We start from the raw sequence: 22,404 nt of genomic DNA, 5'->3' as shown, positions 1-22,404 counted from the left end.
CCGGGCCAAAAGGCGGGGCTTCTACCATTGTCGGCCGGTGACGCGCCGGGATGGGGCGGTTTGCCTTGAAGATTCGATGAAGATTCCCCGCCCCGGCACCGTTCTGAGCCGCCGGGGCGCGAGACAGAGCGAGACTGGACCCATGAACTCTGGCACTGGCACTGGGACTGACACTGGGACTGGTCCGGCGGCCGGCCGGGTGTTGGTGGTCGATGACGAGAAGCCGCTGGCGCGCATGGTGGCCACCTACCTGGAGCGGGCCGGCTACGAGGTGGCCCTCACCCACACCGGCCCGGCCGCAGTGCAGGCCGCCCGGGTTCACGAGCCCGACGTGATAGTCCTGGACCTGGGCCTGCCCGGGCTGGACGGGATCGAGGTGTGCCGGCGGGTGCGGGCCTTCTCCGAGTGCTATGTGCTGATGCTCACCGCCCGCGGCGATGAGCACCACCGGTTGGAGGGATTGGCGGTGGGGGCCGATGACTACATCACCAAACCCTTCAGCGTCCGGGAGCTGGTCGCCCGGGTGGGGGCGGTCATGCGCCGGCCGCGCACAACGGTGTCAGCCCCCGAACCGGAACGGGTCTGCGGTGACCTGGTCATCGACCTGGCCGCCCACGAGGCCCGCGTGTCGGGCCAGGTGGTGCAACTAACGCGCACGGAGTTCGACCTGCTGGCCGCCTTGTCGGGGCGCCCGCACCAGGCCTTCTCCCGGCGCCAGCTGATCGATATCGTCTGGGACCCGGCCTGGGTGGGCGATGAACGGCTCGTGGACGTGCACATCAAGAACCTGCGCCGCAAGCTCGACGCGGACCCGGCCCGCTATATCGACACCGTCCGCGGGGTCGGCTACCGGATGGCGGAGCAATGACCGGCCGGCGGCGCTACCAAGGATTAGCGGCCCGGTTCTTCCTCGCCCAGCTGCTGGTGGTGGGGGCCAGCGTGCTGGCCGCGGTGGTGGTGGCCTCCCTGGCCGGCCCACCACTGTTCCACGAGCACCTGGAACAGGCCGGGGCCGGACACGATGCAGCCCAGATGCTGCACGTGGAGCAGGCCTACCGGGACGCCAATTTCTGGACCCTGGGCGTGGCCCTGGCCACGGCCTTGATCTGCTGTCTGGCATTGACCTGGCATGTCGCCCGCCGGATCCAGAGTCCGATCAACGCCCTGACCCAGGCGGCCAAGGCCATGGCCGGTGGACGGTACGACACCCGCGTGCCGGCCATGGGCGCCGGCACCGAGGTGGAGGAGCTGGCAGGGTCTTTCAACACCATGGCCGCACGGCTTCAGCGCACCGAGGACACCCGTCGACGGATGCTCTCGGACCTGGCCCACGAGCTGCGCACCCCCGTCTCCGTGCTGACCGTCTACCACGAGGCCCTGCAAGACGGGGTGTCCCACTGGGACGAGCCCACCGGTGAGCTGATGGGCGAGCAGCTGGCCCGGTTGACCCGGCTGGTGGAGGACATCAACGACGTCTCCCGCGCCGAGGAGGGCCGGATCGAACTGGACCGCAGCCCCCAAGGGGTCAGCGGGCTGCTGCATGCCGCGACCGAGGCCCACAAGGAGGCCTACGCCACCAAGGGCGTGGCCCTGACCATGGACGCCGATCCGGGCCTGGCCGTGGACGTGGACCGCCAGCGCATGGGCCAGGTCCTGGGCAACCTGCTCACCAACGCCCTGCGCCACACCCCGGCCGGGGGCCGGGTCACCCTCGAGGCCCGACAAAGCCCGTCCGGGGTCACGCTCAGCGTCACCGACACCGGGGAGGGGATCTCTCCCGAGCACCTGCCGCACGTCTTCGAACGCTTCTACCGCGGGGACACCGCCCGCGACCGTGACCACGGCGGCTCCGGGGTCGGCCTGGCCATCTCCCGAGCTCTCATCCAGACCCACGGCGGCACCTTGAGCGCCACCTCCACCACGGCCGGGGCGACGTTCACCATCGACCTGCCCACCAAGCAGCCCCCGACCAGCCCACCTACCGGCGCACCCGTTTATCCACCGTGAACACCGGCGCTCCACCCCTTGAATGATACCCCCGGGGGGTATATACCAAGAGGAGAGGCGCCGTCCGGCGCCGCCCTCAGACCTGAAGGAGACCGTCATGACCGAATCCGCCCGCACCCCGCTGCCGGGGGCCACCAACGGCTGCTCGTGCTGCGCCCCAGCCGCCGACGCCACCGCCCCCGCCGGGCACCAGAGTGCCGACCCAACCGGGACGAGCGCCGGCGACGCGACCTACCAGGTGGAGGGCATGACCTGCGGACACTGCGTGGGCTCCGTCGCCGAGGCCGTGAGCGCCCTGGACGGGGTGGACGATGTCCGGGTCGAACTGGTCGCCGGCGGGGCCTCCCCCGTCACCGTGACCGGGCCCGCCTCCGCGGACTCCGTGCGGACGGCCATCGAAGCGGCCGGCTACCGCGTCCGGATCTAACCGACCCATCCCCTCGAGGTCGGCGCCCCACCGCCGAGCCGGTCGCCGAACAGACCGCCGAGCAGAAGGAACACCATGAGCACCCCGCACCACCACGATCACCCCACCGACCAGACCGCCGAACACCCAGACCCGAACCCCCACGCCGGCCACGCCAACCACACCGACCATGCCGCCCACCACCCCGCGGACGCGGCCGCCCACGGGCAGGCCATGCCCCAGGGCCACGCCCACTCGGCCCTGGACGAGGACCACCAGGTCCACGACCACGGTCAGCACGCCGGGCATTCCACCGCGATGTTCAAGAACCGGTTCTGGGTCTCACTGGTGCTCTCCATCCCGGTGGTGTTCTTCAGCCACATGGTCGGGCAGCTGCTGGGCTACCACGTCCCCGAGTTCCCGGGCTCGGCGTGGATCGCCCCGGTGCTGGGCACCGTGATCTACCTCTATGGCGGCATGCCCTTCCTGAAGGGCGGGCTGACCGAGTTGCGCGCCCGCCAGCCCGGGATGATGCTGCTGATCGCGATGGCCATCACGGTGGCCTTCGTCGCCTCCTGGGTCACGACCCTGGGCATCGGGGACCTGATGCTGGACTTCTGGTGGGAGCTGGCGCTGCTGGTGGTCATCATGCTGCTGGGCCACTGGATGGAGATGCGCGCCCTGGGCGCGGCCTCCTCCGCCTTGGACGCGCTGGCGGCGCTGCTGCCGGAGGAGGCCGAGAAGGTCGTGGACGGTGACACCATCACCGTGCCGATCACCGAGTTGGCCGTGGGCGATGTGGTGCTAGTGCGGGCCGGGGCCCGGGTGCCGGCCGACGGGACCATCCTCGAGGGCGCCGCGGAGTTCGACGAGGCGATGATCACCGGGGAGTCGAAGCCCGTGCTGCGCCAGGCCGGGGACACGGTGGTCGCTGGGACCGTGGCCACCGACAACACCGTGCGGGTGAAGGTGGCCGCCGTCGGGACCGACACGACCCTGGCCGGGATCCAGCGGATGGTCGCCGACGCCCAGGAATCCTCCTCCCGCGCCCAGGCGTTGGCCGACCGGGCGGCGGCCCTGCTGTTCTGGTTCGCCCTGGTTGCGGCGATCATCACCGCGATCGTGTGGACCGCGATCGGCCAGCCCACCGACGCGGTCACCCGCACCGTGACCGTGCTGGTGATCGCCTGCCCGCACGCCCTGGGCCTGGCCATCCCGCTGGTGATCGCCCTCTCCACGGAGAAGGCCGCCAAGTCCGGGGTCCTGATCAAGGACCGGATGGCCCTGGAGCGGATGCGCACCATCGACGTGGTCCTGTTCGACAAGACCGGCACCCTGACCGAGGGCGCCCACGTCGTCACCGCCGTCACCGCGATGCCCGGCGTGTCCGAGGCAGAACTGCTGGCGGTGGCCGCCGCGGCCGAGGCTGACAGCGAGCACCCCGTGGCCCGGGCCATCGTCACCGCCGCCGGGCAGCACCCGCAGGCCAGCACGTTGCGCAAGCGCGGCACGGACTTCAGTGCTGCCATGGGCCGCGGGGTGCGCGCCACCGTGGACGGCTCCGAGATCCTCGTCGGGGGCCCGAACATGCTGCGCGAGCTTAACCTGACCATGCCGGCGGAGATCACTGAGCACACCGCCTCCTGGACCGCGCGCGGGGCCGGGGTGTTGCACGTGCTGCGCGAGGGGTCCGTTATCGGCGCGGTCGCCGTGGAGGACAAGGTCCGCCCCGAGTCCCGGGCCGCCGTGGCCGCCCTGCACGCCCGCGGCATCAAGGTCGCGATGATCACCGGCGATGCCCGCCAGGTCGCCGAGGCCGTCGGGGCGGACCTGGGCATCGACGAGGTCTTCGCCGAGGTCCTCCCCCAGGACAAGGACACCAAGGTCACCGAGTTGCAGTCCCGGGGACTGTCCGTGGCCATGGTGGGCGACGGCGTCAACGACGCCCCGGCGCTGGCGCGGGCCGAGGTCGGCATCGCCATCGGCGCCGGCACCGACGTGGCCATGGAGTCCGCCGGCGTTGTGCTGGCCAGCAACGACCCCCGCGCGGTGCTGTCGATGATCGAGCTCTCCCAGGCCAGCTACACCAAGATGATCCAGAACCTGGTGTGGGCCACCGGCTACAACGTGCTCGCCGTGCCGCTGGCCGCCGGCGTGCTCGCCCCGATCGGGTTCGTGCTCTCCCCCGCGGTGGGCGCGATCCTGATGTCCGTCTCCACCATCGTGGTCGCCCTCAACGCCCAGCTGCTGCGCCGGATCGACCTGGACCCGGAGCACCTGGCTCCTCTCGAGCGCCCCCGGTCGCAGGCTGCCCTTCAGCCGGCTGCGGTTTCCTGATCTCGCCCCTTGGCGTGAACCCTGATGTGAACCCTCAACCCACCATGAAAGGACCCACCATGAAACGCACCATGACGCTGACCGCCCTGGCCCTGGCCTCCGCCCTGACCTTGACCGCCTGCGGCACCGGCGCCCAGGACGAGAACGCCGGCGCTGAGGCCTCGGCCACTGCGGCCAGCTCCGCCCCGGCCGCCACCCCTGCGGCGACGGCCACCGCGACACCGTCCACCACGGCGACCGGTTCGGCTGAGGAGGTCTCCGCCGAGCACAACGACGCGGACGTGATGTTCGCCCAAATGATGATCCCGCACCACCAGCAGGCCGTTGAGATGAGCGAGATGCTGCTGGCCAAGGATGACGTCCCGGCGGAGGTGGCCGCGTTCGCCCAGAAGGTCATCGACGCCCAGGGCCCGGAGATCGAGCGCATGAACTCCATGCTCACCGCCTGGGGCCAAGACCCCGTGGACACGGACGGCATGGACGGTATGGAGGGCATGGACCACGGCGGGATGTCCGGGATGATGTCCGAGGAGGACATGACCGCCCTCGACCAGGCCCAGGGCACCGAGGCCGCCCGGTTGTACCTGGAGCAGATGACCGCCCACCACAAGGGCGCCGTGGACATGGCCAAGGACGAGGTCGAGGACGGCCAGAACCCGCAGGCCGTGCAGCTCGCCGAGCAGGTCATCGCCGACCAGGAGGCCGAGATCACCGAAATGCAACAGATGCTCGACAAGCTCTGAGCACCGTCGTCCGCTGCGGGGATCCGGTGAGACGCGGCTGGCGATAGACCCCGAAACCGGAACGGGTCCTCCAGGAAAGGAGACGAGCATGCAGGACAAGATCAAGGTCGCGGTGAACGGGTACGGGGTCATCGGCAAACGCGTCGCCGACGCGGTCCGGGCCCAGGAGGACATGGCGCTGGTCGGAGTCAGTGACGTCATCGCTGACTACCGCATCGCGACTGCGGCCGGGAAGGGTATCCCCGTCTACGCCTCTACCGAGCAGGCCCTACCGGTGATGGCGGATGCCGGCCTTCCCGTCGTCGGAGGCCTGCACGACCTGCTCGAGAACGTTGACGTCGTGGTGGACTGCACCCCGGCCCAGGTGGGCGCCGGCAACCTGGAGCTCTACCGTGCCCACGGGGTCAAATCCGTGTTCCAGGGCGGGGAGAAGCACGATCTCACCGGCCACTCCTTCGTCGCCCACGCCAACTACGCCACCGCCCTGGGCCGGGACAGCACCCGGGTGGTGTCCTGCAATACCACCGCCACCGTCCGGGCCCTTACCGCGCTGAAGGACGTCGGACTGCTGTCCAAGGCCCGGGGGGTGCTCATCCGCCGGGCCACCGATCCGTGGGAATCGGACCATTCCGGGATCATGAACACCATCGTCCCCGAGGGCCGAATCCCCAGCCATCAGGGGCCCGACGCCCAGTCGGTGGTCCCGGACCTGGACGTGGTCACCATGGCCGCCAAGGGAGCCCACACTCAGAACCACCTGCACTACTGGACGATCGAGCTCACCCGCCCGGCCGAGAAGCAGGAGGTGTTGGAGACGTTCCGGGCGATGCCGCGGATCGCCTTCGTCCGGCGCTCGGACGGCGTCGTGGCGGTCAATAGCACCGTGGAACTCATGGAGGACCTGGGCCGGCCCCGGGGTGATATGTATGAGGTGGCCCTCTGGGAAGACATCCTCACCGTGGACGGCAACGAGCTGTACTACACCTACACGGTGGACAACCAGGCGATCGTCATCCCCGAGAACATCGACGCGATCCGGGCCCTCACCGGAACCGTCGACGACGGCGGCGAGTCCATCCGGTGCACCGACCGCGCCTTGGGGGTGCGCCAGGACTTCGTGCGCTCCTCGGTGGCTGCCCGTTGAACTGCGCGGCAGACGCCGCTGAGGCGGTGCCCGGCCCCAGGAATGGGGGGTGGTCGGACACCGCTTCGGCGGCCGCGGACTACCGCAGCGGTCCTATGGCCTCCGGTCAGGTGCGAGAGGCCGTCGCGATCGCGTTGATGGCCTCATCCAACACCGCATTGAACTGCGCTGGGCTCTGGGCCGTACTCAGCCCTTCGGTCAGGGCGCGGGAGAAGCTGGCGATCACGCCGTGGTTGCGGGCCAGCAGGGTGGTGGCCTGGGCCCGGGTATAGCCGCCCGACAGGGCCAGGACGCGGATCACTCGGGGATGGTCCACGAACTCGCGGTAGAAGTCCGCCCGCTCCGGCAGCGTCACTTTGAGGATGACCGACTGGTCGTCTCCGAGCTTGTCCAGTTGGGCGAGGATTGCCGCCTTGAGCTGGTCCTCCACCTCGGCCTTGCGGGGGCTGCGGATATCCACCTCGGGCTCGATGATGGGCACCAGCCCGGTAACGAGGATCTGACGGGCGAGCCCGAACTGCTGCTCCACGACGGAGCCCACCCCGTCCCCGGGCAGCTTGATGACCGAGCGCATCTTCGTTCCGAACATGTGCTTTTCGACGGCTCGAGACAGTAAGTCATCCAGGTGCGGGATGGGTTTCATGAGCTGGGCGCCTTGCTGTTCCGGGGCCAAGCCCTGGTCGATTTTGAGGAAGGGCACGATGCCTTTGCTGTTCCACAGGTAGTCGCCCGTGGGGGAACCCTCCACCTGGCGGTTCATTGTGTTCTCGAACAGGATGGCCCCCATGACGCGCTCACCGTCGAAGCTGGGGCTGGTGATGATACGTGTGCGCAACTGGTGTACCAGGTCGAACATCTCCTCTGGGCCGGAGTAGGCATCCTTGTCGATCCCGTAGAGGTGCAAGGCCGCCGGGGTGCTGCCCCCGCTCTGGTCCAGCGCCGCGACGAATCCGGCACCGTTCCTGACCCTCTGATACTTCTCCGAGTCCATGGGAGCCTTCCGCGGCGAGGGAGCACGGTGGTCCGGGTTCCCTGCGCGCGTCATGGACGACTGGCCGCCCTCAAGGGGGAACGGTCATCAGCAGGCTCAACCCAGGGTGACGAGCAGGTCGGCGCAGGCCTGCTCACACCGGCGGCAGGCCTCGGCACACACCTTGCAGTGCTCGTGCATCTGGGCGTGGCTCTCGCATTCGTCCCCGCACGTCTTGCAGGCGGCCCGGCAGGCCTCGAGCAGGGCGCGGGTGGTCTCGACGTTGTTGCCGGTCTGCCGGGACAGCATCCGGCCTGTGGCGGCGCAAACATCGGCGCAGTCAAGGTTCAACCGGATGCACTGCCTCAGGTCGGCCACCATGTCCTCGGCCAGGCAGGCGTCCGCGCAGGCCGTGCAGGTCTGGGCGCACTCGAAGCAGGCCTGGATGCACTCGGCCAGCTTCTGCCGGTCGATGTTGCCCACATTCTTTGGGTAGGTGTCCAGCATGGCGCTCACGTGATGGGTCATGATGTGCTCCTTCGTCGATCTGATCCGACGCACCGGCCTTCGCCGGCCCGCCCTGCCATCGACCGTAGACCGCCCCGCCGACGCGGGTGAAGGGCTCAACCTTGAAGGTTCCGTGAAGATCGCCGGCCACGGAGGCCCGCGGACTCCTTTACGGGCAGGGATGACGCAGGTGTGACCAGCCGCCCCTCAGCCCGGCCGACGGCCCTGAGGACCACGCCGACGGGGAGGACCAGCAGGGCTCGCCTCAACGTGGATCCTGTCGGACCGGACGGTCGGTGTCAGGAAGAGCGCTTATGCGATCCGACCAGGGGCGTCGAGGCCGCCGGTGCAGGGTTGCCGGGTGCATTCGGATCGAGGATCGCAATTTCGAGCCAGGCGGTTCGTGGAGACGCTCCGGGTCAACGGCCTGGTCGGGTCGATGGGCAGGGTCGGTGCTGCTGGGGACAACGCGGCAATGGAATCCTTCTTCGCGCTGTTGCAGAAGAACGTGCTGAACCGGCGTCGCTGGCAGTCCTTCGACCAGCTCTGGCTCGCGATCGTGAGCTGGATCGAGCGGACCTATCACCGCCGTCGTAGGCAGGCCCGTCTCGGGAAGCTCACCCCTGTCGAGTTCGAGATGGTTCAATCAGTCCAGGCGGCTGCCGCCGCCTGATAACTCGTGTCGCGCAAACTCATGGCAGACCCTTCTCACGCGCCTGAATCTCGCCGTCATGGATCGACAGCACCTCGGTCTGTGCGCCAGCCCGCTCCAGAAGCGCCGCGCAGGCTCTGACTGACCGACATCAGGAAGCACTTCACGGCTGAGGAGAAGCTCTGTCTCTGCGCGAACAAGGCCGTCGCAGGCCGCGGCGGTGCAGCCGTGGTGGCTGGGTGCCTGGTGCACGAGGACCGGGGCTCGCAGTTCCGATCTGGCCTATTTCAGGACGCGCGCACCCGTCATGGGCCGATCGGCTTCGTACTCGACGTCCTGACGCGCGGTTCTGCCGGCCGGTCGGCCTGATCCCGCGCTCCGGGTGATCACGGCGTCGGATCGAGCCTGACAGGTCAGCGTCGGCGCCGTGGTGGATGGCATGCACCACCCCCACGAGCGCCGTGTCGCGTTCAGCACTCTGGTGGGCCTACCTGCCCCCTCACTCCGCCAGGAATTCCAGCAGGATCCGGTTGAACTCCTCGGAGTGGCTGGTGTTGAAGCCGTGCGGGGCATCCTTGACCAGTTCGACGCGGCTGCCGTCGATCGCCTTGTGCGTCCGCTTGCCGGAGCCCTCGAACGGCACGATCTGGTCGGCGTCGCCGTGCAGGACCAGGGCCGGCACAGTCACTGCGGGCAGGTCGCGGCGGAAGTCGGTGGCCCCGAACGCGTCCATGCAGGCCAGCGCCGCCGTCTGGTCGGACTGCAGCGCCATCCGGATGGCCTCCTGGCGCTGTTCCTCGGTGACCTTCAGGCTGCTGGTCAGGCCGGCGAGCTTGGGGGTGGAGAAGAACGTCGTCGTGAAGTCGTCGAAGAACGACTCGCGGTCCTTCTCGAGACCCGCGCGCATCTCGGCGGCCTGCTTCTCGGTCAGCGGGCCGTCCGGGTTGTCGTCGGTCTTCAGCAGGTACGGGGGCACGGCGCCGGCGAACACCACCGAGTGGATCCGGTCCGCGCCGAATCGGGACATGTAGCGCGCCACCTCGCCGCCGCCCATCGAGAAGCCCACGAGCGTCACGTCGCGCAAGTCGAGCTCGGTGAGCAGGCCGTGCAGGTCGGCGGTCATCGTGTCGTAGTCGTAGCCGCCGGCGGGCTTCTCCGAGGCGCCGAAGCCGCGCCGGTCGTAGGTGATCACGCGATAGTGCGGGGACAGGGCTGCGACCTGGTCCTTCCAGGAGTCGAGGGTCAGCGGCCAGCCGTGGATGAGGACCACGGGGCGCCCATGGCCGGACTCCTCCACGTTCAGCCCGATCGTGCCGTGGTCCGTGGGGATCTGCATGAGGGTCATGTGCGCATGCCTTCCTGTGCTCTCGGGGGACGACGGCGGCGCTCGGCCGCCGCTTCCTCCTCACGCTAGGCACGCGCTCGGCACGTGTCAGGCTTCGGCCTCCGCCATCCTGCGCAGCGTCAGCGCGTTGAAGGCGGCGTGGCCGTGGTTGTCGTTGTAGAAGGAGACGTGAGCGGGCCGTGCGCCCGCCGCGTCCGCGCCGGTCAGCTCCCGCAGCCGCCCCACCCAGGGGCGAGCTCGGCGTCGGAGAACGATCCGCCGTAGCGCCGGTCCGGGTCCGCGTTGTGGAAGCGCACGTAGGCGAGACACCCGGTCGCGCTCCGTGCAGTGGTCGAGCTGATCGGCGATCCGCAGCCCCTGCGGGTAGAAGGTCCCGCGCCCGTGCTTGTAGATCCAGCCGGAGGTCCCGATCCGCACATCCAGCCCCCGACGACACTCCCGGCCCGGGTCCCCGGGTCTTGCCATGACCTGCCGCTGGGCCCGATTGCCCCGGTCCAGTGAACGCCGTGACCGGCCCGGCGCCCGCCCGCGACCCGGGCGCCCGCCCACTACTGTGCCAGGAATGGACATGACGCGATTCGACGACGACCTGCGCGCGATGCTCGACGAGGTGGAGTCCGACCGTCGCGGTGAGCCCTCCGACTACCTCGAGGACGTCGCCGGCCAGCATGTGGACGGCCTCGCCGTGGCGGTGTGCACGGTGGACGGTCACCAGGCCGCCGCCGGGGAGACCGAGCACGCCTTCGCGCTGCAGTCGGTCTCCAAGGCCCTCACCTACGCGGTGGTGCTGCAGGAGATCGGCCTGGACCACGTGCTGGAGGACGTGGGCGTCGAGCCCTCCGGTGAGTCGTTCAACCACCTGTCCCTGCACGACGACGGCCGGCCGTACAACCCGCTGATCAACGCCGGCGCCATCCTGGTCCACGCCCTCTTGCCCGCCGGGGACGAGGATGAGCGGACGGCCCTGCTACTGCGCCGCTACAGCGCGATGGCCGGCGTCGAGCTGGAGGTCTGCGAGGACGTCCTCGACGCCGAGCGCACCCGCGCCGACCGCAACCTGGGCCTGGCCCACCTGCTCGCCGACGCCGGCCGGCTGCCCATCTCGGCCCGCGAGGCCGTGGCCGGGTACCTCGCGCAGTGCTCGGTCCTGGTCACCGCACCCCAGCTGGCCGTCATGGGCGCCACCCTCGCCGCTGGCGGCACGAACCCCGTGACGGGGGAGCGGGTGCTGGACGAGTGGGTAGCGCAGCAGGCGATGTCCGTGATGCTCACCTGCGGCATGTACGACGCCAGCGGCCAGTGGGTGGCCGAGGTCGGCGTGCCCGCGAAGTCCGGCGTCTCGGGCGCGCTGCTCGGCGCCGTGCCCGGGGCCCTGGGCATCGCCACGTGGTCGCCGCGCCTGGACGAGCAAGGTAACTCCCGGCGTGGCATCGGGTTGTTCGAGGGGCTCAGCGCACGCTGGGACCTGCACGTGCTCCAGCACCGTGGCGCCCTGCGCGGCCTCAGCGGGCCCCGCTGACCCCGCGTTGACGCCTAGCCGCCGCGGCGCCGTCGTCGCGTGGGCCACGCCGCCGACGACGCCGCGCCCCGTCCCTTGTCACCCTCTGGCGCTCGCCTCGTAGCATCGGGCCCATGACCACTCCAGAGAAGAAGGACGACGCCCCCGCGATCCCCGTGCAGGACTCCCAGCTGGCCCACGACGACCCGCGCACCCGCCACCCGAAGCTCCGCGTCGCCAAGCAGCGCCAGCCCGAGCCGGGCCTGGACGTGAAGACGGATCCCGTCCCGGACATCGGTCTGGACTCGTACCGGGGGATGGGCCGGCTGACCGGCCGCAAGGCCCTGATCACCGGCGGCGACTCCGGCATCGGTGCCGCGGTCGCCATCGCCTACGCCCGTGAGGGCGCGGACGTCGCCATCGCCTACCTGCCTCAGGAGCAGCCCGACGCCGACCGCGTCCTGGCGGCGATCGAGGCGGCCGGGCGCACCGCCGTCGCGTTGCCGGGCGACCTGATGGACGCCGACTACCGCGCCGCCCTCGTGGACGAGGCGGCGAAGCGCCTCGGCGGCCTGGACATCCTCGTGAACAACGCGGGCAAGCAGTTCATCTCCGATGACCTGGCCGATCTCACGGACGAGCAGGTCCACGAGACGTTCCAGATCAACATCATGTCCATGTTCACGCTCAGCCGCGCCGCGCTGAAGCACATGGGCCCGGGCAGCACGATCGTGAACACCACCTCGGTGCAGGCCTACAACCCCAACCCGAGGCTCCTCGACTACGCCGCCACCAAGGGCGCCATCAACAACTTCACCAAGGGCCTGGCCGAGCAGCTCGGCCCGAAGGGCATCCGCGTCAACGCGGTGGCGCCCGGGCCCATCTGGACGGTGCAGCACGTGTCCTACGGTGAGCCCGAGGAGAAGCTGCCCGAGTTCGGCCACAGCACCCCCATCGGCCGCGCCGGCCAGCCCGTGGAGATGGCGCCCGCCTATGTGTTCCTTGCCTCGGGCGAGTCCAGCTACGTCAACGGCGAGACCCTCAACGCCAACGGCGGCACGCCCACCCCGTGACCGCCCGCCTCCTCGCCGACGTCGACACCGGCATCGACGATGCCTGCGCCCTGCTCCACCTCGTCGGCGCCCACCGCCTGGGTGTCGGCCCCGAGCTCGCAGCCGTCACGACCACGGGAGGCAACGCGACCGCCCGGGACTGCGCCCTGAACACGGCTGCGGTGCTGGACCTGGCCGGTCGGGCCGACGTCGAGGTGGCCGTCGGTGCCGAGACCCCGTTGCGTCGGCCCGCGGCCATCACCCCGGAGACCCACGGCGACGGCGGTCTCGGCCACGCCCGGATCGAGCGGCGCCCCGAGCGGCTCTCGCCCCGGCCCGCCGTGGACGTGTGGCTGGACGAGCTGCGGGCCCACCCCGGGGAGACGACGATCCTCTGCACCGCGCCGCTGACGAACCTGGCCCTCGCGCTGCGCGTCGAGCCGCGCCTGCCGTTCCTCGCCCGCGGCATCGTGATCATGGGCGGCTCCTTCTATCATCCGGGCAACACCACGCCCACCGCCGAGTGGAACACCTGGGTGGACCCGGACGCCGCGAAGGAGGTGTTCGCGGCCTTCGAGGGCCTGCCCGAGGATCGCCTGCCGGTGGTCTGCGCGCTCGAGACCACGGAGCGGATCGAGTACACGCCGGCCCTGCTGGACGGCCTCTTGGCCGACGCCGGGGCCCGCCCCGTCGGCTGGTCCGCGGACCGGCCGCGGGTCGCCGGGCCGGACGCCGCCACCGGCAGCCCCGTCCTGGACGTGCTCGCCGACGCACTGCGCTTCTACTTCGAGTTCCACCACGACTACGACCAGGGCTACATCGCCCACCTGCACGACCTCTTCGCCGCCCAGGTGGCCGCGGGCCAGGCCCGCATCGCCACGCGGGCCACCGTCGTCGATGTCGAGGCGGACTCGGAGCTGCTGCGCGGCACCACCGTCCACGACACGCGGGACATCTGGGGCAGGCGCCCCAACGCCCAGCTCGTCACGGCCAACGACCCCGCGGAGGTGTTCGCGGCCTTCGCCCGCGCGGTGGGCGCCGTCGTCGCGGGGGAGCGCACGCTCGACGGCGGTTCCCCGGCCCGGTGACCGCCGTCGGGAATGCCCCCCGTCCGCGTGCGGTTGCATCCGACGCATCCGCCCGACCCCGACCTCCCAGGAGTGCCCCCATGACCAGCGTGCCCACCGTCCCGTTCCACGACGGCCAGCAGATCCCGCAGCTCGGACTCGGCGTGTGGCAGGTCGAGGACGACGTCGCGGCCGACGTCGTCGAGCAGGCGATCCGCGCCGGCTACCGCCACATCGACACCGCCGCGATCTACGGGAACGAGGAGGGCGTGGGCCGCGGCATCGCCGCGTCCGGCGTCGCCCGCGAGGAGCTGTTCCTCACCACCAAGGTGTGGAACTCGGACCAGGGCTACGAGGAGGCGCTCGCCGCCCTCGACGTCTCGCTGGACAAGCTCGGCACCGACTACGTCGACCTCTACCTCATCCACTGGGCCAAGCCTGCGCAGGGGAAGTACCTGGAGACGTGGAAGGCCCTGATCGAGGCGCAGAAGCAGGGCAAGGTGCGCTCGATCGGCGTCTCCAACTTCCCGGCCGCCCAGCTCGAGGAGATCATCGAGGCCACCGGTGTGGTGCCCGTGATCCACCAGGTCGAGACCCACCCGTACTGGCAGCAGCGTGAGCTGCGCGAGGTCGAGGGCCGCCACGGCATCGTCCACGAGTCCTGGTCCCCGCTCGGTCAGGGCGGCGACCTCCTCGCCGACCCCGTGGTCACGGAGATCGCCGAGGCCCGCGGCGCGACGCCGGCCCAGGTGGTCATCGCGTGGCACCTCGCCCACGGCTTCGTGGTCATTCCCAAGTCCGTGACGCCCGAGCGCATCGTCTCGAACCTCGAGGCCGCGGGGGTGGAGCTCACCGACGACGACGTCGCCCGGATCGACGCGCTGGACCGCGAGGACGGCCGTCTCGGCCCCGACCCGGCGGTCATCGACTTCTGATCCAGCCGCCATCGCGCGCACCCGGCCCGTCCCCCTGGGGGCGGGCCGGTGATAGCTTTGCTCGAGAATGCCCGGCGACCGCCGCGCCGCCCGGGCGCATCTGTCCAGGCACTCCACGGAAGGCATGCACCATGTCCCACCAGGCTCCCCCCGCCGATGCGTCGAAGGTCCGCGCGCCGCGGACCGCCGTCCCGGTGACCCCGCAGACCCGCGCGAGCTCGCTGACCGACCTGCTCGGCGCCGTCGTGCGCCTGTTGCCCCTGCAGATGAAGGACGAGCTCGAGCTCGCCAAGAGGCACGTGGCCGCGAAGGGCAAGAAGGCCGGCATCGGCGCCGGCATCGCGGTGGTGGGCCTGTTCTTCCTCGCGCTCATGGTGGTCGCCCTCGTGGTGACCCTGATCGGCGCCTTCGCCGACCCGACCTTCTGGTTCCCGGCGCTCATGGTGGCGCTGGCCTTCCTCGTGCTCGGCCTGATCTTCGCCGGCGTCGGCCTCGTGATGGTCAAGGGTGCCATGCCGCTCGTGCCGCAGGAGATCGTGCGCAACCTCGAGTACGACCTCGGCTACCTCAAGGAGGGCAACGCCTTCGATCCGGCCGAGTACGACCGGCTCAAGGCGGAGCGCGCTGAGGCCAAGCGTGTCGAGGCCGCCCGCGAGGCCGAGCGGAAGAAGGTGGAGAAGAAGGAGAACAAGAAGGCCCGCAAGAACGGCGAGGCCGCTCCCCACCCGGGCCGTGACGACGCCACCGAGGCGGAGATCCGCCGTCGTGCCGACCTGCGCCGCCGCCACCTGGGCGACATCCGCTCCGGCCTGGACGAGAAGACCAGCGTGAAGGGCCAGCTCGCGGCCTTCGCCGCCCAGCGCAAGGGTCGCGGGGTCACCCCCGAGACCGCGCACGCCACCGAGCAGACCGCGCCGTTCACCAGTGCCGCCCGCGCGGGGGAGCGGACCGCCGAGGCCGAGGACTACGTGAAGGACAACTGGCAGCCGCTCGCGCTGCTCGGCGCCTCCTCCGCCGCGTTCGTGGCGCTCGCCAGCCGTCTGCGCCGCCGCTGATCCGGGGGCGCCCGCGCTCCCCAGCCCCCGAGGCCCCGATCCCCACGGATCGGGGTCTCGTCGTCTGCGGGGAGGGGCGACGGCGTCGGTAGGCTGGGCGTGTCGGGCGCCCGGCGGGGGCGTCCGCCCGCGGACCCTGGAGGAGCGACCCATGCGTGTGATCGACGTCGGCCTGCGCGAGGGCCACGAGTACCGCGTCCGCGACACCTGGCTGACCGTGCCCAACCTCATCACCCTGGCCCGCTTCGCCCTGGTGCCGGTGTTCGTGTGGCTCACCGTCGACGGCCGGCACCTGGACGCGTTCGTGATCCTGGCGGTGCTCTCCGGCACGGACTGGGTGGACGGCTACGTGGCGCGCCGGTTCGACATGATCTCCACGGTCGGGCGGTGGCTCGACCCGGTGGCGGACCGCCTCTCCCTGCTGGTGGTGGCCGTGACGTTCGTGGCCACGGGCATCGCCCCGCTCTGGCTCGCCCTGGCCATCGCGATCCCGGACGTCGTGCTCGCCGCCGTGTGCCTGTGGCTGTTCGGGGGCAGCCCGGACCTGCCGGTCACGGTCCTGGGCAAGGTGCGCACCGCGCTGCTGCTGGTGGGCACGCCCCTGCTCCTGCTCGCCCGTGTGCCGGGGGTCGACGGCGGCCCGTGGAGCGGCGTGGCCCTGGCTCTGGTCGGCGCCGGCTGCCTGCTGCACATCCTCGCCGCAGGGGACTACCTCGTGCGCGCGGTGGGCAAGGCCCGCGGCCTGCGGGCGGACGGTCAGGACCCGCGTGAGGACCCGTCCCGCCGGGGCTGACCCCCTCGCGCATCCTCGTGCCGGCGCCGACGGTTGCTACCGTGGGACGCGCGCCGTGCCCGCGGCCGATCCTCACGGCACGGGCCGGGCGCCGTCGTGCCATCGCCACCACAGAGAGGGACCGCCGTGTCCGACCGTCCCGGGATCGCCGCCGACCGCCCCCTGAAGGTGCTGATCGCCGCAGACACCTATCCGCCGCACGTCAACGGGGCCGCCACCTTCGGCCACCGCCTCGCCACGGCGCTGCACGCGCGCGGCCACGAGGTCCACGTCGTGATGCCGCGCAGTGACGCCGGCCCGGACACCGTGGAGCACCGGCCGGAGGCCACCGTGCACCTGCTGCGCTCCCTGCCGGCGCCGACGCACGAGTACTACCGTGTGGTGCTCCCGCGGCACGCCAAGACCTCCTTCCGCCGCATCTACCGCGAGGTCCAGCCGGACGTCGTGCACGCCCAGTGCCACTACATGATCGGCGAGGCCGCCATCAACGAGGCCGAGCGGCGCCGCATCCGGATCGTCTCCACGAACCACTTCATGCCGGAGAACCTCGAGCCGTTCCTGCCGTTCCCGCAGTGGTTCCTGGACATCGTCTCCCGGGTGTCGTGGAAGGACATGGGTCGGCTCATGGGCAAGGGCGCGGTGGTCACCACCCCCACGGCCCTCGCCGCGCAGGCCATGGCCGAGCACGCCGGCCTGGACAACGTCCTCCCGGTCTCCAACGGCATCGATGCGAGCGCCTACGAGCTGCAGCCGGGGGAGAGGGTGGACCATCCCGGCCATCCGGTCGTGCTCTTCGTGGGGCGGCTGGCCGTGGAGAAGAACGTGGAGGTGCTGATCCGTGCGATCGCGCACCTGGCCCGCACCCGTCCCGACCTGGACGTGCACGCCGAGATCGTCGGCGACGGCGAGCAGCGCGACCGCATCCGTGCCACGGTGGACGAGGAGGGGGCGGCCGACCGCGTCCTGCTGCGCGGCCACGTCTCCGAGGAGGAGCTGCGGGCGGCCTACCTGCGCGCCGACGTGTTCTGCCAGCCGGGCACGGCGGAGCTGCAGTCCCTCGTGACCCTCGAGGCGCTCAGCGCGTCCACCCCGGTGGTCCTCGCGGACGCCCTCGCGTTGCCCCACCTCGTGGACGAGGGCGTCAACGGCCACCTCTTCCCGCCCGGGGACCACGTGGCCCTGGCCGAGCGGATCGCCCGGATCCTCGACCTCTCGGACGCGGAGCGCGCCGCCATGGGTGAGGCGTCCCACGCGAAGGCCCTGCACCATTCCGCCCAGAAGACGGTGGACATCTTCGAGCGCCTCTACCGCGGCGCGACGGCCGCCGAGGTCCGCGCGCTGCTCTGAGACCCGTCGGTAGGATGGGCGGGTCCCGCGCGATGCCGCGGGGGAGGGGCGTTAGCTCAGTCGGTCAGAGCAGGGGACTCATAATCCCTGGGTCGCGGGTTCAAGTCCCGCACGCCCTACAGAAAACGGCCCCCGGCCGCGCGGTATGGCGCGGGCCGGGGGCCGTCGTCGTGCCGGTGCTCAGTAGCGGGCGGCCACCGCGAGCATGTCGGACTTCATGATCGTCGTGGAGGTGAACACTAGGCCCGCGTCCTCGTTGAGGGCGTGGGCGAGCTGGCCGCCGCCCATGTACATGGCCGTGTGGTAGATGCGGCCGGTGGACTGGTTCGCATAGAACACGAGGTCGCCGGGCTGGGCCTGGGAGATCGGCACGTAGGACTTCGCGGCGAGGTACTGGTCGCCGGCGCGGCGCGGGATGGAGATGCCGGCCCGGGCCATGGCCTGCTGGGTGAGGCCGGAGCAGTCGAAGCCGGAGGGGCCGTTGCCGCCCCACACGTAATAGGAGGACGGGTTCCGGACGGCGGAGCGCACGTAGTCGACGGCAGCCTGCTTGGACGCGGGCGCCGGCGCAGGGGCGACGGCGGGGGCGCTGGAGGTGGAGACCGAGGTGGTCTTCAGGACCATCCCCGGGTGGAGCATGGTCGAGGAGCTCATGCCGTTGATGGACTGCAGGATCGAGGCGGACACCCCCGTGCGGTAGGAGATGATCCACCAGCCGTCGCCGGCCAGCACGGTGTAGGTCGAGCCCGAGGTGGACGGCGCCGGGGCCGGGGTCGGGGTGGCAGTGCCGGAGGTCTTGAGGACCATGCCGGGATGCAGCACGGTCGCGGCGGTCATGCCGTTGAGCGACTGCAACCTGGACATGGAGACGCCGGTGCGCTGGGCGATGATCCACCAGCCGTCGCCGGAGCGGACGGTGTAGGCGGTCTCGGCGGCCTGGGCGGTCTCGGCGACGGACACGGTGCCGACGCCGGTCAGGGCGGCGGCGCCCAGGGCGAGGGCCACGGAGGCGGCGGCGGTGCGGGGGGCGCGACGCACAGCGGCGTGCGAGGAGGTCACGGACATCGGATCTTCTTCCCGGACAGGACCTGCGGCCCATGAGGGCGGTGCCTCCGGGCGATGCCCGGAACGAGGCCGGACCGCGGGTGCGAGTTGACGAGCAGTGCGGATGACCGGGTACGCGAGGACGCGGAGGAAGCCCCGGTGTGGCGGATCGGCTGTAACCGATCCGTGATCAAGATACACGATCGTTATCGAAACGCAATCAGAAATCCGGATGACGTCCAGGTGGCCGATCGGCGCTCGACGCGCCCCGGTCGGCACCTACCGTGCGCGGCTGTCCCCGCCCCTCTCCGGCGCGGCGCTAGCGTGGTGCGGGTGAGCCCCTCCCGCCCCCTGCGCCTGCTGATGGACGCCCGCTACACCCGCACCGACTTCCACGACGGCATCTCCCGCTACGGCGCGAGCCTCATCGAGGCGGTCGCCCGCCGGACCGACGCGCCGGGCCCGGAGGGGGCCGACGTCGAGGTCGAAGTCGCGATGCTGATCTCGGACGAACGACAGCTGGCCCTGCTCCCGGACGGCGTGCCGTGGCACCTCGTCTCCGGCCCCACCTCCCCACGCGAGCCGTTCGTGGCCCGTCAGGTCGCGCGCCTGCGACCGGACGTCGTCTTCTCGCCCATGCAGACCATGGGGTCGTGGGGGCGGGACTACGCGCTGATCCTCACGCTCCACGACCTCATCTACTACGAGCACCGCACCCCGCCGCGGAACCTGCCCGAGCCGATCCGCTGGCTGTGGCGGGCCTACCACCTGACCAAGACCCCGCAGCGGCTCCTGCTCGACCGCGCGGACGCGGTCGCCACGGTCTCCCGGACGACGGCGGAGCTCATCGACCGGCACCGCCTCACCCGGCGTCCGGTCCACGTCATCGCCAATGCGGCGCAGACGGTACCGGAGCCGCGTGACCCGGACGAGACCCCGGACCGCACGCTGCTCTACATGGGCTCGTTCATGGACTACAAGGACGTCGAGTCCCTCGTGGCGGCCGCGCCCCTGCTGCCGGGCTACGCGCTGCACCTGCTCTCCCGCATCAGCCCGGAGCGCCGCGGGCAGCTCGAGGCCCGGCTGGCCGCGCGCCGCGCCGCCGCGGGGGCCGCCGGCGCGGACGTGGTCTTCCACGACGGCACCGACGAGGCCGAGTACGTGCGCCTGCTCCGCCGGGCCACCGCGGCCGTCACCCTCTCCCGCGCCGAGGGCTTCGGCCTGCCCGTGGCCGAGGCGATGGCCCATGGCACGCCGGTGGTGTGCTCGGACCTGCCGATCTTCCGCGAGATCGCCGGCGCGGGCACCCCGTCCTTCCGGGGTGTCCCGCTCGAGGGGGACCGGGCGGCCGCGCTCGCGGCCCGTGTGCGGGAGCTCGAGGACCCCGCCGAGTTCGCCGCGGCCTCCCGGGCGAGCGTCGCTCAGGCGGCCCGGTTCAGCTGGGACGAGTCCGCTCGCCGACTCCTGGACCTCACGGCCGCGCTGGGTGCGGCGCGGCGTGCGGCCAGAGCACGGACGGACCGCTCCAGCCGATGAGCACCAGCGGGTCGAGGTAGCGATCGAAGGCCGCGTCCCCCACCCGCCAGCCGTCGGGCTCCCGCACGCCCCAGTGCACGCACGCCCGCGTGCAGTGGGGTGGCGCCCCGGCCAGTCGCCCCACCGGGTCGCCTGCGGCGACGACGGCCCCCACGGCGACATCCGCCTCCACCGGCTCGAGCGAGCTGCGGGTCCCGTCCTCGTGCTCGAGGGTCAGCACGGGGCGGTCGACCACGACCCCGGCGAACACGACTCGGCCCGCCGCCGGTGCCCGGATCGCTGCGCCGGACGGCACGGCGAGGTCCACGCCCCGGTGCCCCCGACCCCACGGTCGCTCGGGCGCGACGAACGCGCGGAGCACGTCATCCGGGGCGGCGCCGGCCACGGGCGCGTGCCACGCGACCGGCGCGGCCGTCGATCCCGGACCTGCCGGGGACGCCGCGACGAGCAGCAGCGCGTCGCGCCCCGACGGTGCGGACGTGGCCCGCGGCACGGCGTCGAGGCCGCCCACCCCCGAGGCGAGGACGAGCCAGGCGAGCAGGGCCGCCGCGACGCACCCCGCGATGTGCGGGCGCGGGAGCGGACGGGGGAGGTGGGTGCGTGGGGTCATGGCGACAGCCTGGCGTCCCGGGCGGCCGCGTGGCGGGCCCGCAGTGCGATCGTGGAGAGCGCCCGCCGCACCGGTCCCTGTGCAGGAGTCGGCGATGGGAGCGGTCGCCCACCTGGGGTAGGATTCACCTCAGCGGTGTCCTGTGGCCGGCCCAGTGCTATGCCCCGGACACCGACTCCGCGCATCGCGGTGGGTCGCTCCAGCGGCCCAGCCCCCACGCTCGGTCCCGTCCCCGCCGTCCTCCTGGAGAGGGCGTCGGCGCGGGTGCTCGTGGGGCCCGGCAGCCCGCCGTCGTGATGCCAGGGGCCGCCCGACCGGGCCGGCCGCCAACCGTCAAGAAATCGACCGGCAGACCGCCCGCGCGTGAAGCGCGGGGTGTCACGGCTGCCACAGAAGGGAACGTCATGCCCGTCGTGACCATGCGCCAGCTCCTCGACTCCGGTGTCCACTTCGGCCACCAGACCCGCCGCTGGAACCCCAAGATGAAGCGCTTCATCTTCACCGAGCGCAACGGCATCTACATCATCGACCTCCAGCAGTCGCTGTCCTACATCGACCGCGCCTACGAGTTCGTCAAGGAGACCGTCGCCCACGGCGGCACCATCCTGTTCGTCGGCACCAAGAAGCAGGCCCAGGAGGCCATCGCGGAGCAGGCCGGCCGCGTGGGCATGCCCTACGTGAACCACCGCTGGCTCGGCGGCATGCTGACCAACTTCTCCACCGTCTCCAAGCGCGTGCAGCGCATGAAGGAGCTCGAGGAGATCGACTTCGAGGACGTGGCCGGCTCGCAGTTCACCAAGAAGGAGCTGCTGCTGCTCAACCGTGAGCTCGAGAAGCTGCAGGCCAACCTCGGCGGCATCCGCAACATGGCCAAGACCCCCTCCGCCGTGTGGGTCGTGGACACCAAGAAGGAGCACCTGGCCGTCGACGAGGCCCAGAAGCTCGGCATCCCGGTCGTCGCCATCCTGGACACCAACTGCGATCCGGACGAGGTCGCCTACCCGATCCCGGGCAACGACGACGCCATCCGCTCCGTGAACCTGCTGACCCGCGTGGTCGCGGACGCGGTCGCCGAGGGCCTGATCGCCCGCCAGGGCGGCAAGTCCGGCCAGGCGGCCGCCGAGCCGATGGCCGAGTGGGAGCGCGAGCTGCTCGAGCAGCACAACGCCCAGCAGGCCGAGCAGGCCGAGGCCCCCGCCGCCGAGGCACCGGCCGAGCAGGCCGAGGCCCCCGCTGCCGAGGCGCCGGCCGAGCGGGCCGAGGCCCCCGCCGCCGAGGCCGCCCCGCAGGGCGAGTGATCCCGGCCGGGGGGGGGGGGGGGGGGGGGGGGGGGGGGGGGGGGGGGGGGGGGGGGGG

21 protein-coding genes, 1 tRNA gene and 1 pseudogene are annotated in these 22,404 nt (G+C 71.4%); 17 read left to right on the top strand and 6 right to left on the bottom strand.

Translation table 11 applies throughout. The features are described 5' to 3' along the window. Positions 1-142: 142 nt before the first annotated feature. The 6 genes from ACFI33_RS10860 to ACFI33_RS10835 all read left to right on the top strand — a co-directional run bounded on the left by ACFI33_RS10860 (position 143) and on the right by ACFI33_RS10835 (position 6,637). Positions 143-868, top strand: coding sequence for a response regulator transcription factor (locus tag ACFI33_RS10860; protein WP_036340673.1), 726 nt, complete (start codon positions 143-145; stop codon positions 866-868). Then, positions 865-2,007, top strand: coding sequence for a sensor histidine kinase (locus ACFI33_RS10855; RefSeq protein ID WP_002854301.1), 1,143 nt, complete (start codon positions 865-867; stop codon positions 2,005-2,007). Before ACFI33_RS10860 ends, ACFI33_RS10855 begins: the two co-directional genes overlap by 4 nt. A 97-nt stretch (positions 2,008-2,104) precedes the next feature. Beyond that, positions 2,105-2,434, top strand: coding sequence for a heavy-metal-associated domain-containing protein (locus tag ACFI33_RS10850; RefSeq protein ID WP_002854303.1), 330 nt, complete (start codon positions 2,105-2,107; stop codon positions 2,432-2,434). A 75-nt stretch (positions 2,435-2,509) separates the two neighbouring features. Beyond that, a complete protein-coding gene (locus ACFI33_RS10845; protein ID WP_020621536.1) occupies positions 2,510-4,750 on the top strand; it encodes a copper-translocating P-type ATPase in 2,241 nt (746 codons plus the stop codon). Between the two features lie 59 nt (positions 4,751-4,809). Continuing rightward, positions 4,810-5,493 (top strand): DUF305 domain-containing protein, encoded by a 684-nt coding sequence (locus ACFI33_RS10840; protein ID WP_095347714.1) that lies wholly within the window; start codon positions 4,810-4,812, stop codon positions 5,491-5,493. An 88-nt stretch (positions 5,494-5,581) separates the two neighbouring features. Next, entirely contained in the window at positions 5,582-6,637 is a 1,056-nt protein-coding gene (locus ACFI33_RS10835) for a type II glyceraldehyde-3-phosphate dehydrogenase (protein ID WP_020621534.1), read from the top strand. Between the two features lie 106 nt (positions 6,638-6,743). Here the strand turns inward: ACFI33_RS10835 and ACFI33_RS10830 are convergent, their stop codons facing one another. Both ACFI33_RS10830 and ACFI33_RS10825 read right to left on the bottom strand, forming a co-directional pair. After that, entirely contained in the window at positions 6,744-7,628 is an 885-nt protein-coding gene (locus tag ACFI33_RS10830) for a fructose bisphosphate aldolase (protein WP_020621533.1), read from the bottom strand. A gap of 96 nt (positions 7,629-7,724) precedes the next feature. Beyond that, the gene (locus tag ACFI33_RS10825; RefSeq protein WP_002854316.1) at positions 7,725-8,135 is read right to left on the bottom strand and encodes a four-helix bundle copper-binding protein; all 411 of its coding nucleotides are present in this window, start codon (positions 8,133-8,135) and stop codon (positions 7,725-7,727) included. A gap of 310 nt (positions 8,136-8,445) precedes the next feature. Here ACFI33_RS10825 and ACFI33_RS10820 point away from each other — a divergent pair. Next, positions 8,446-8,787: pseudogene (locus ACFI33_RS10820) on the top strand (transposase); the annotation flags it as partial. 478 nt (positions 8,788-9,265) lie between these two features. Here ACFI33_RS10820 and ACFI33_RS10815 read toward each other — a convergent pair. Continuing rightward, the gene (locus tag ACFI33_RS10815; protein WP_036339491.1) at positions 9,266-10,111 is read right to left on the bottom strand and encodes an alpha/beta fold hydrolase; all 846 of its coding nucleotides are present in this window, start codon (positions 10,109-10,111) and stop codon (positions 9,266-9,268) included. Positions 10,112-10,198: 87 nt separating this feature from the next. After that, a complete protein-coding gene (locus tag ACFI33_RS10810) occupies positions 10,199-10,576 on the bottom strand; it encodes a hypothetical protein (RefSeq protein ID WP_152743227.1) in 378 nt (125 codons plus the stop codon). A 103-nt stretch (positions 10,577-10,679) separates the two neighbouring features. Between ACFI33_RS10810 and glsA the strand changes: the two genes are divergently transcribed. From glsA to ACFI33_RS10770, 8 genes are all read left to right on the top strand, one after another. After that, positions 10,680-11,630, top strand: a complete 951-nt coding sequence (glsA, locus tag ACFI33_RS10805) for a glutaminase A (RefSeq protein WP_069941728.1) — start codon at positions 10,680-10,682, stop codon at positions 11,628-11,630. A 113-nt stretch (positions 11,631-11,743) separates the two neighbouring features. Further along, positions 11,744-12,682 (top strand): SDR family oxidoreductase, encoded by a 939-nt coding sequence (locus ACFI33_RS10800; protein WP_095347636.1) that lies wholly within the window; start codon positions 11,744-11,746, stop codon positions 12,680-12,682. Beyond that, complete coding sequence (locus tag ACFI33_RS10795) at positions 12,679-13,749, top strand: nucleoside hydrolase (RefSeq protein ID WP_095347637.1); 1,071 nt, start codon at positions 12,679-12,681, stop codon at positions 13,747-13,749. Before ACFI33_RS10800 ends, ACFI33_RS10795 begins: the two co-directional genes overlap by 4 nt. A gap of 80 nt (positions 13,750-13,829) precedes the next feature. Beyond that, complete coding sequence (locus tag ACFI33_RS10790) at positions 13,830-14,663, top strand: aldo/keto reductase (RefSeq protein ID WP_144918980.1); 834 nt, start codon at positions 13,830-13,832, stop codon at positions 14,661-14,663. 131 nt (positions 14,664-14,794) lie between these two features. Beyond that, the gene (locus ACFI33_RS10785; protein WP_144825477.1) at positions 14,795-15,718 is read left to right on the top strand and encodes a phage holin family protein; all 924 of its coding nucleotides are present in this window, start codon (positions 14,795-14,797) and stop codon (positions 15,716-15,718) included. A gap of 151 nt (positions 15,719-15,869) precedes the next feature. Further along, the gene (locus ACFI33_RS10780) at positions 15,870-16,511 is read left to right on the top strand and encodes a CDP-alcohol phosphatidyltransferase family protein (protein WP_144918981.1); all 642 of its coding nucleotides are present in this window, start codon (positions 15,870-15,872) and stop codon (positions 16,509-16,511) included. A gap of 126 nt (positions 16,512-16,637) precedes the next feature. Next, positions 16,638-17,858, top strand: coding sequence for a glycosyltransferase (locus ACFI33_RS10775; RefSeq protein ID WP_078026175.1), 1,221 nt, complete (start codon positions 16,638-16,640; stop codon positions 17,856-17,858). A 45-nt stretch (positions 17,859-17,903) separates the two neighbouring features. Beyond that, positions 17,904-17,977: transfer RNA gene (locus ACFI33_RS10770), tRNA-Ile, on the top strand. A gap of 61 nt (positions 17,978-18,038) precedes the next feature. On the opposite strand, the gene ACFI33_RS10765 is transcribed toward ACFI33_RS10770, so the two are convergent. Then, positions 18,039-18,923 (bottom strand): LysM peptidoglycan-binding domain-containing C40 family peptidase, encoded by an 885-nt coding sequence (locus tag ACFI33_RS10765; protein WP_036339471.1) that lies wholly within the window; start codon positions 18,921-18,923, stop codon positions 18,039-18,041. Positions 18,924-19,235: 312 nt separating this feature from the next. On the opposite strand from ACFI33_RS10765, the gene ACFI33_RS10760 reads away from it, so the two are divergent. Beyond that, complete coding sequence (locus ACFI33_RS10760; RefSeq protein WP_080694985.1) at positions 19,236-20,438, top strand: glycosyltransferase; 1,203 nt, start codon at positions 19,236-19,238, stop codon at positions 20,436-20,438. Here the strand turns inward: ACFI33_RS10760 and ACFI33_RS10755 are convergent. Beyond that, positions 20,374-21,048, bottom strand: coding sequence for a peptidoglycan DD-metalloendopeptidase family protein (locus ACFI33_RS10755; RefSeq protein ID WP_052001192.1), 675 nt, complete (start codon positions 21,046-21,048; stop codon positions 20,374-20,376). The genes ACFI33_RS10760 and ACFI33_RS10755 overlap by 65 nt on opposite strands. Positions 21,049-21,452: 404 nt before the next feature. Between ACFI33_RS10755 and rpsB the strand changes: the two genes are divergently transcribed. Next, positions 21,453-22,346, top strand: coding sequence for a 30S ribosomal protein S2 (gene rpsB, locus ACFI33_RS10750; protein WP_036339469.1), 894 nt, complete (start codon positions 21,453-21,455; stop codon positions 22,344-22,346). Positions 22,347-22,404: the final 58 nt, after the last annotated feature.

This window comes from Micrococcus sp. PSi08 (genome assembly GCF_054960655.1).
Note: the sequence above shows the minus strand (reverse complement) of the source record. Positions and strands in the feature narration are given on the sequence as shown.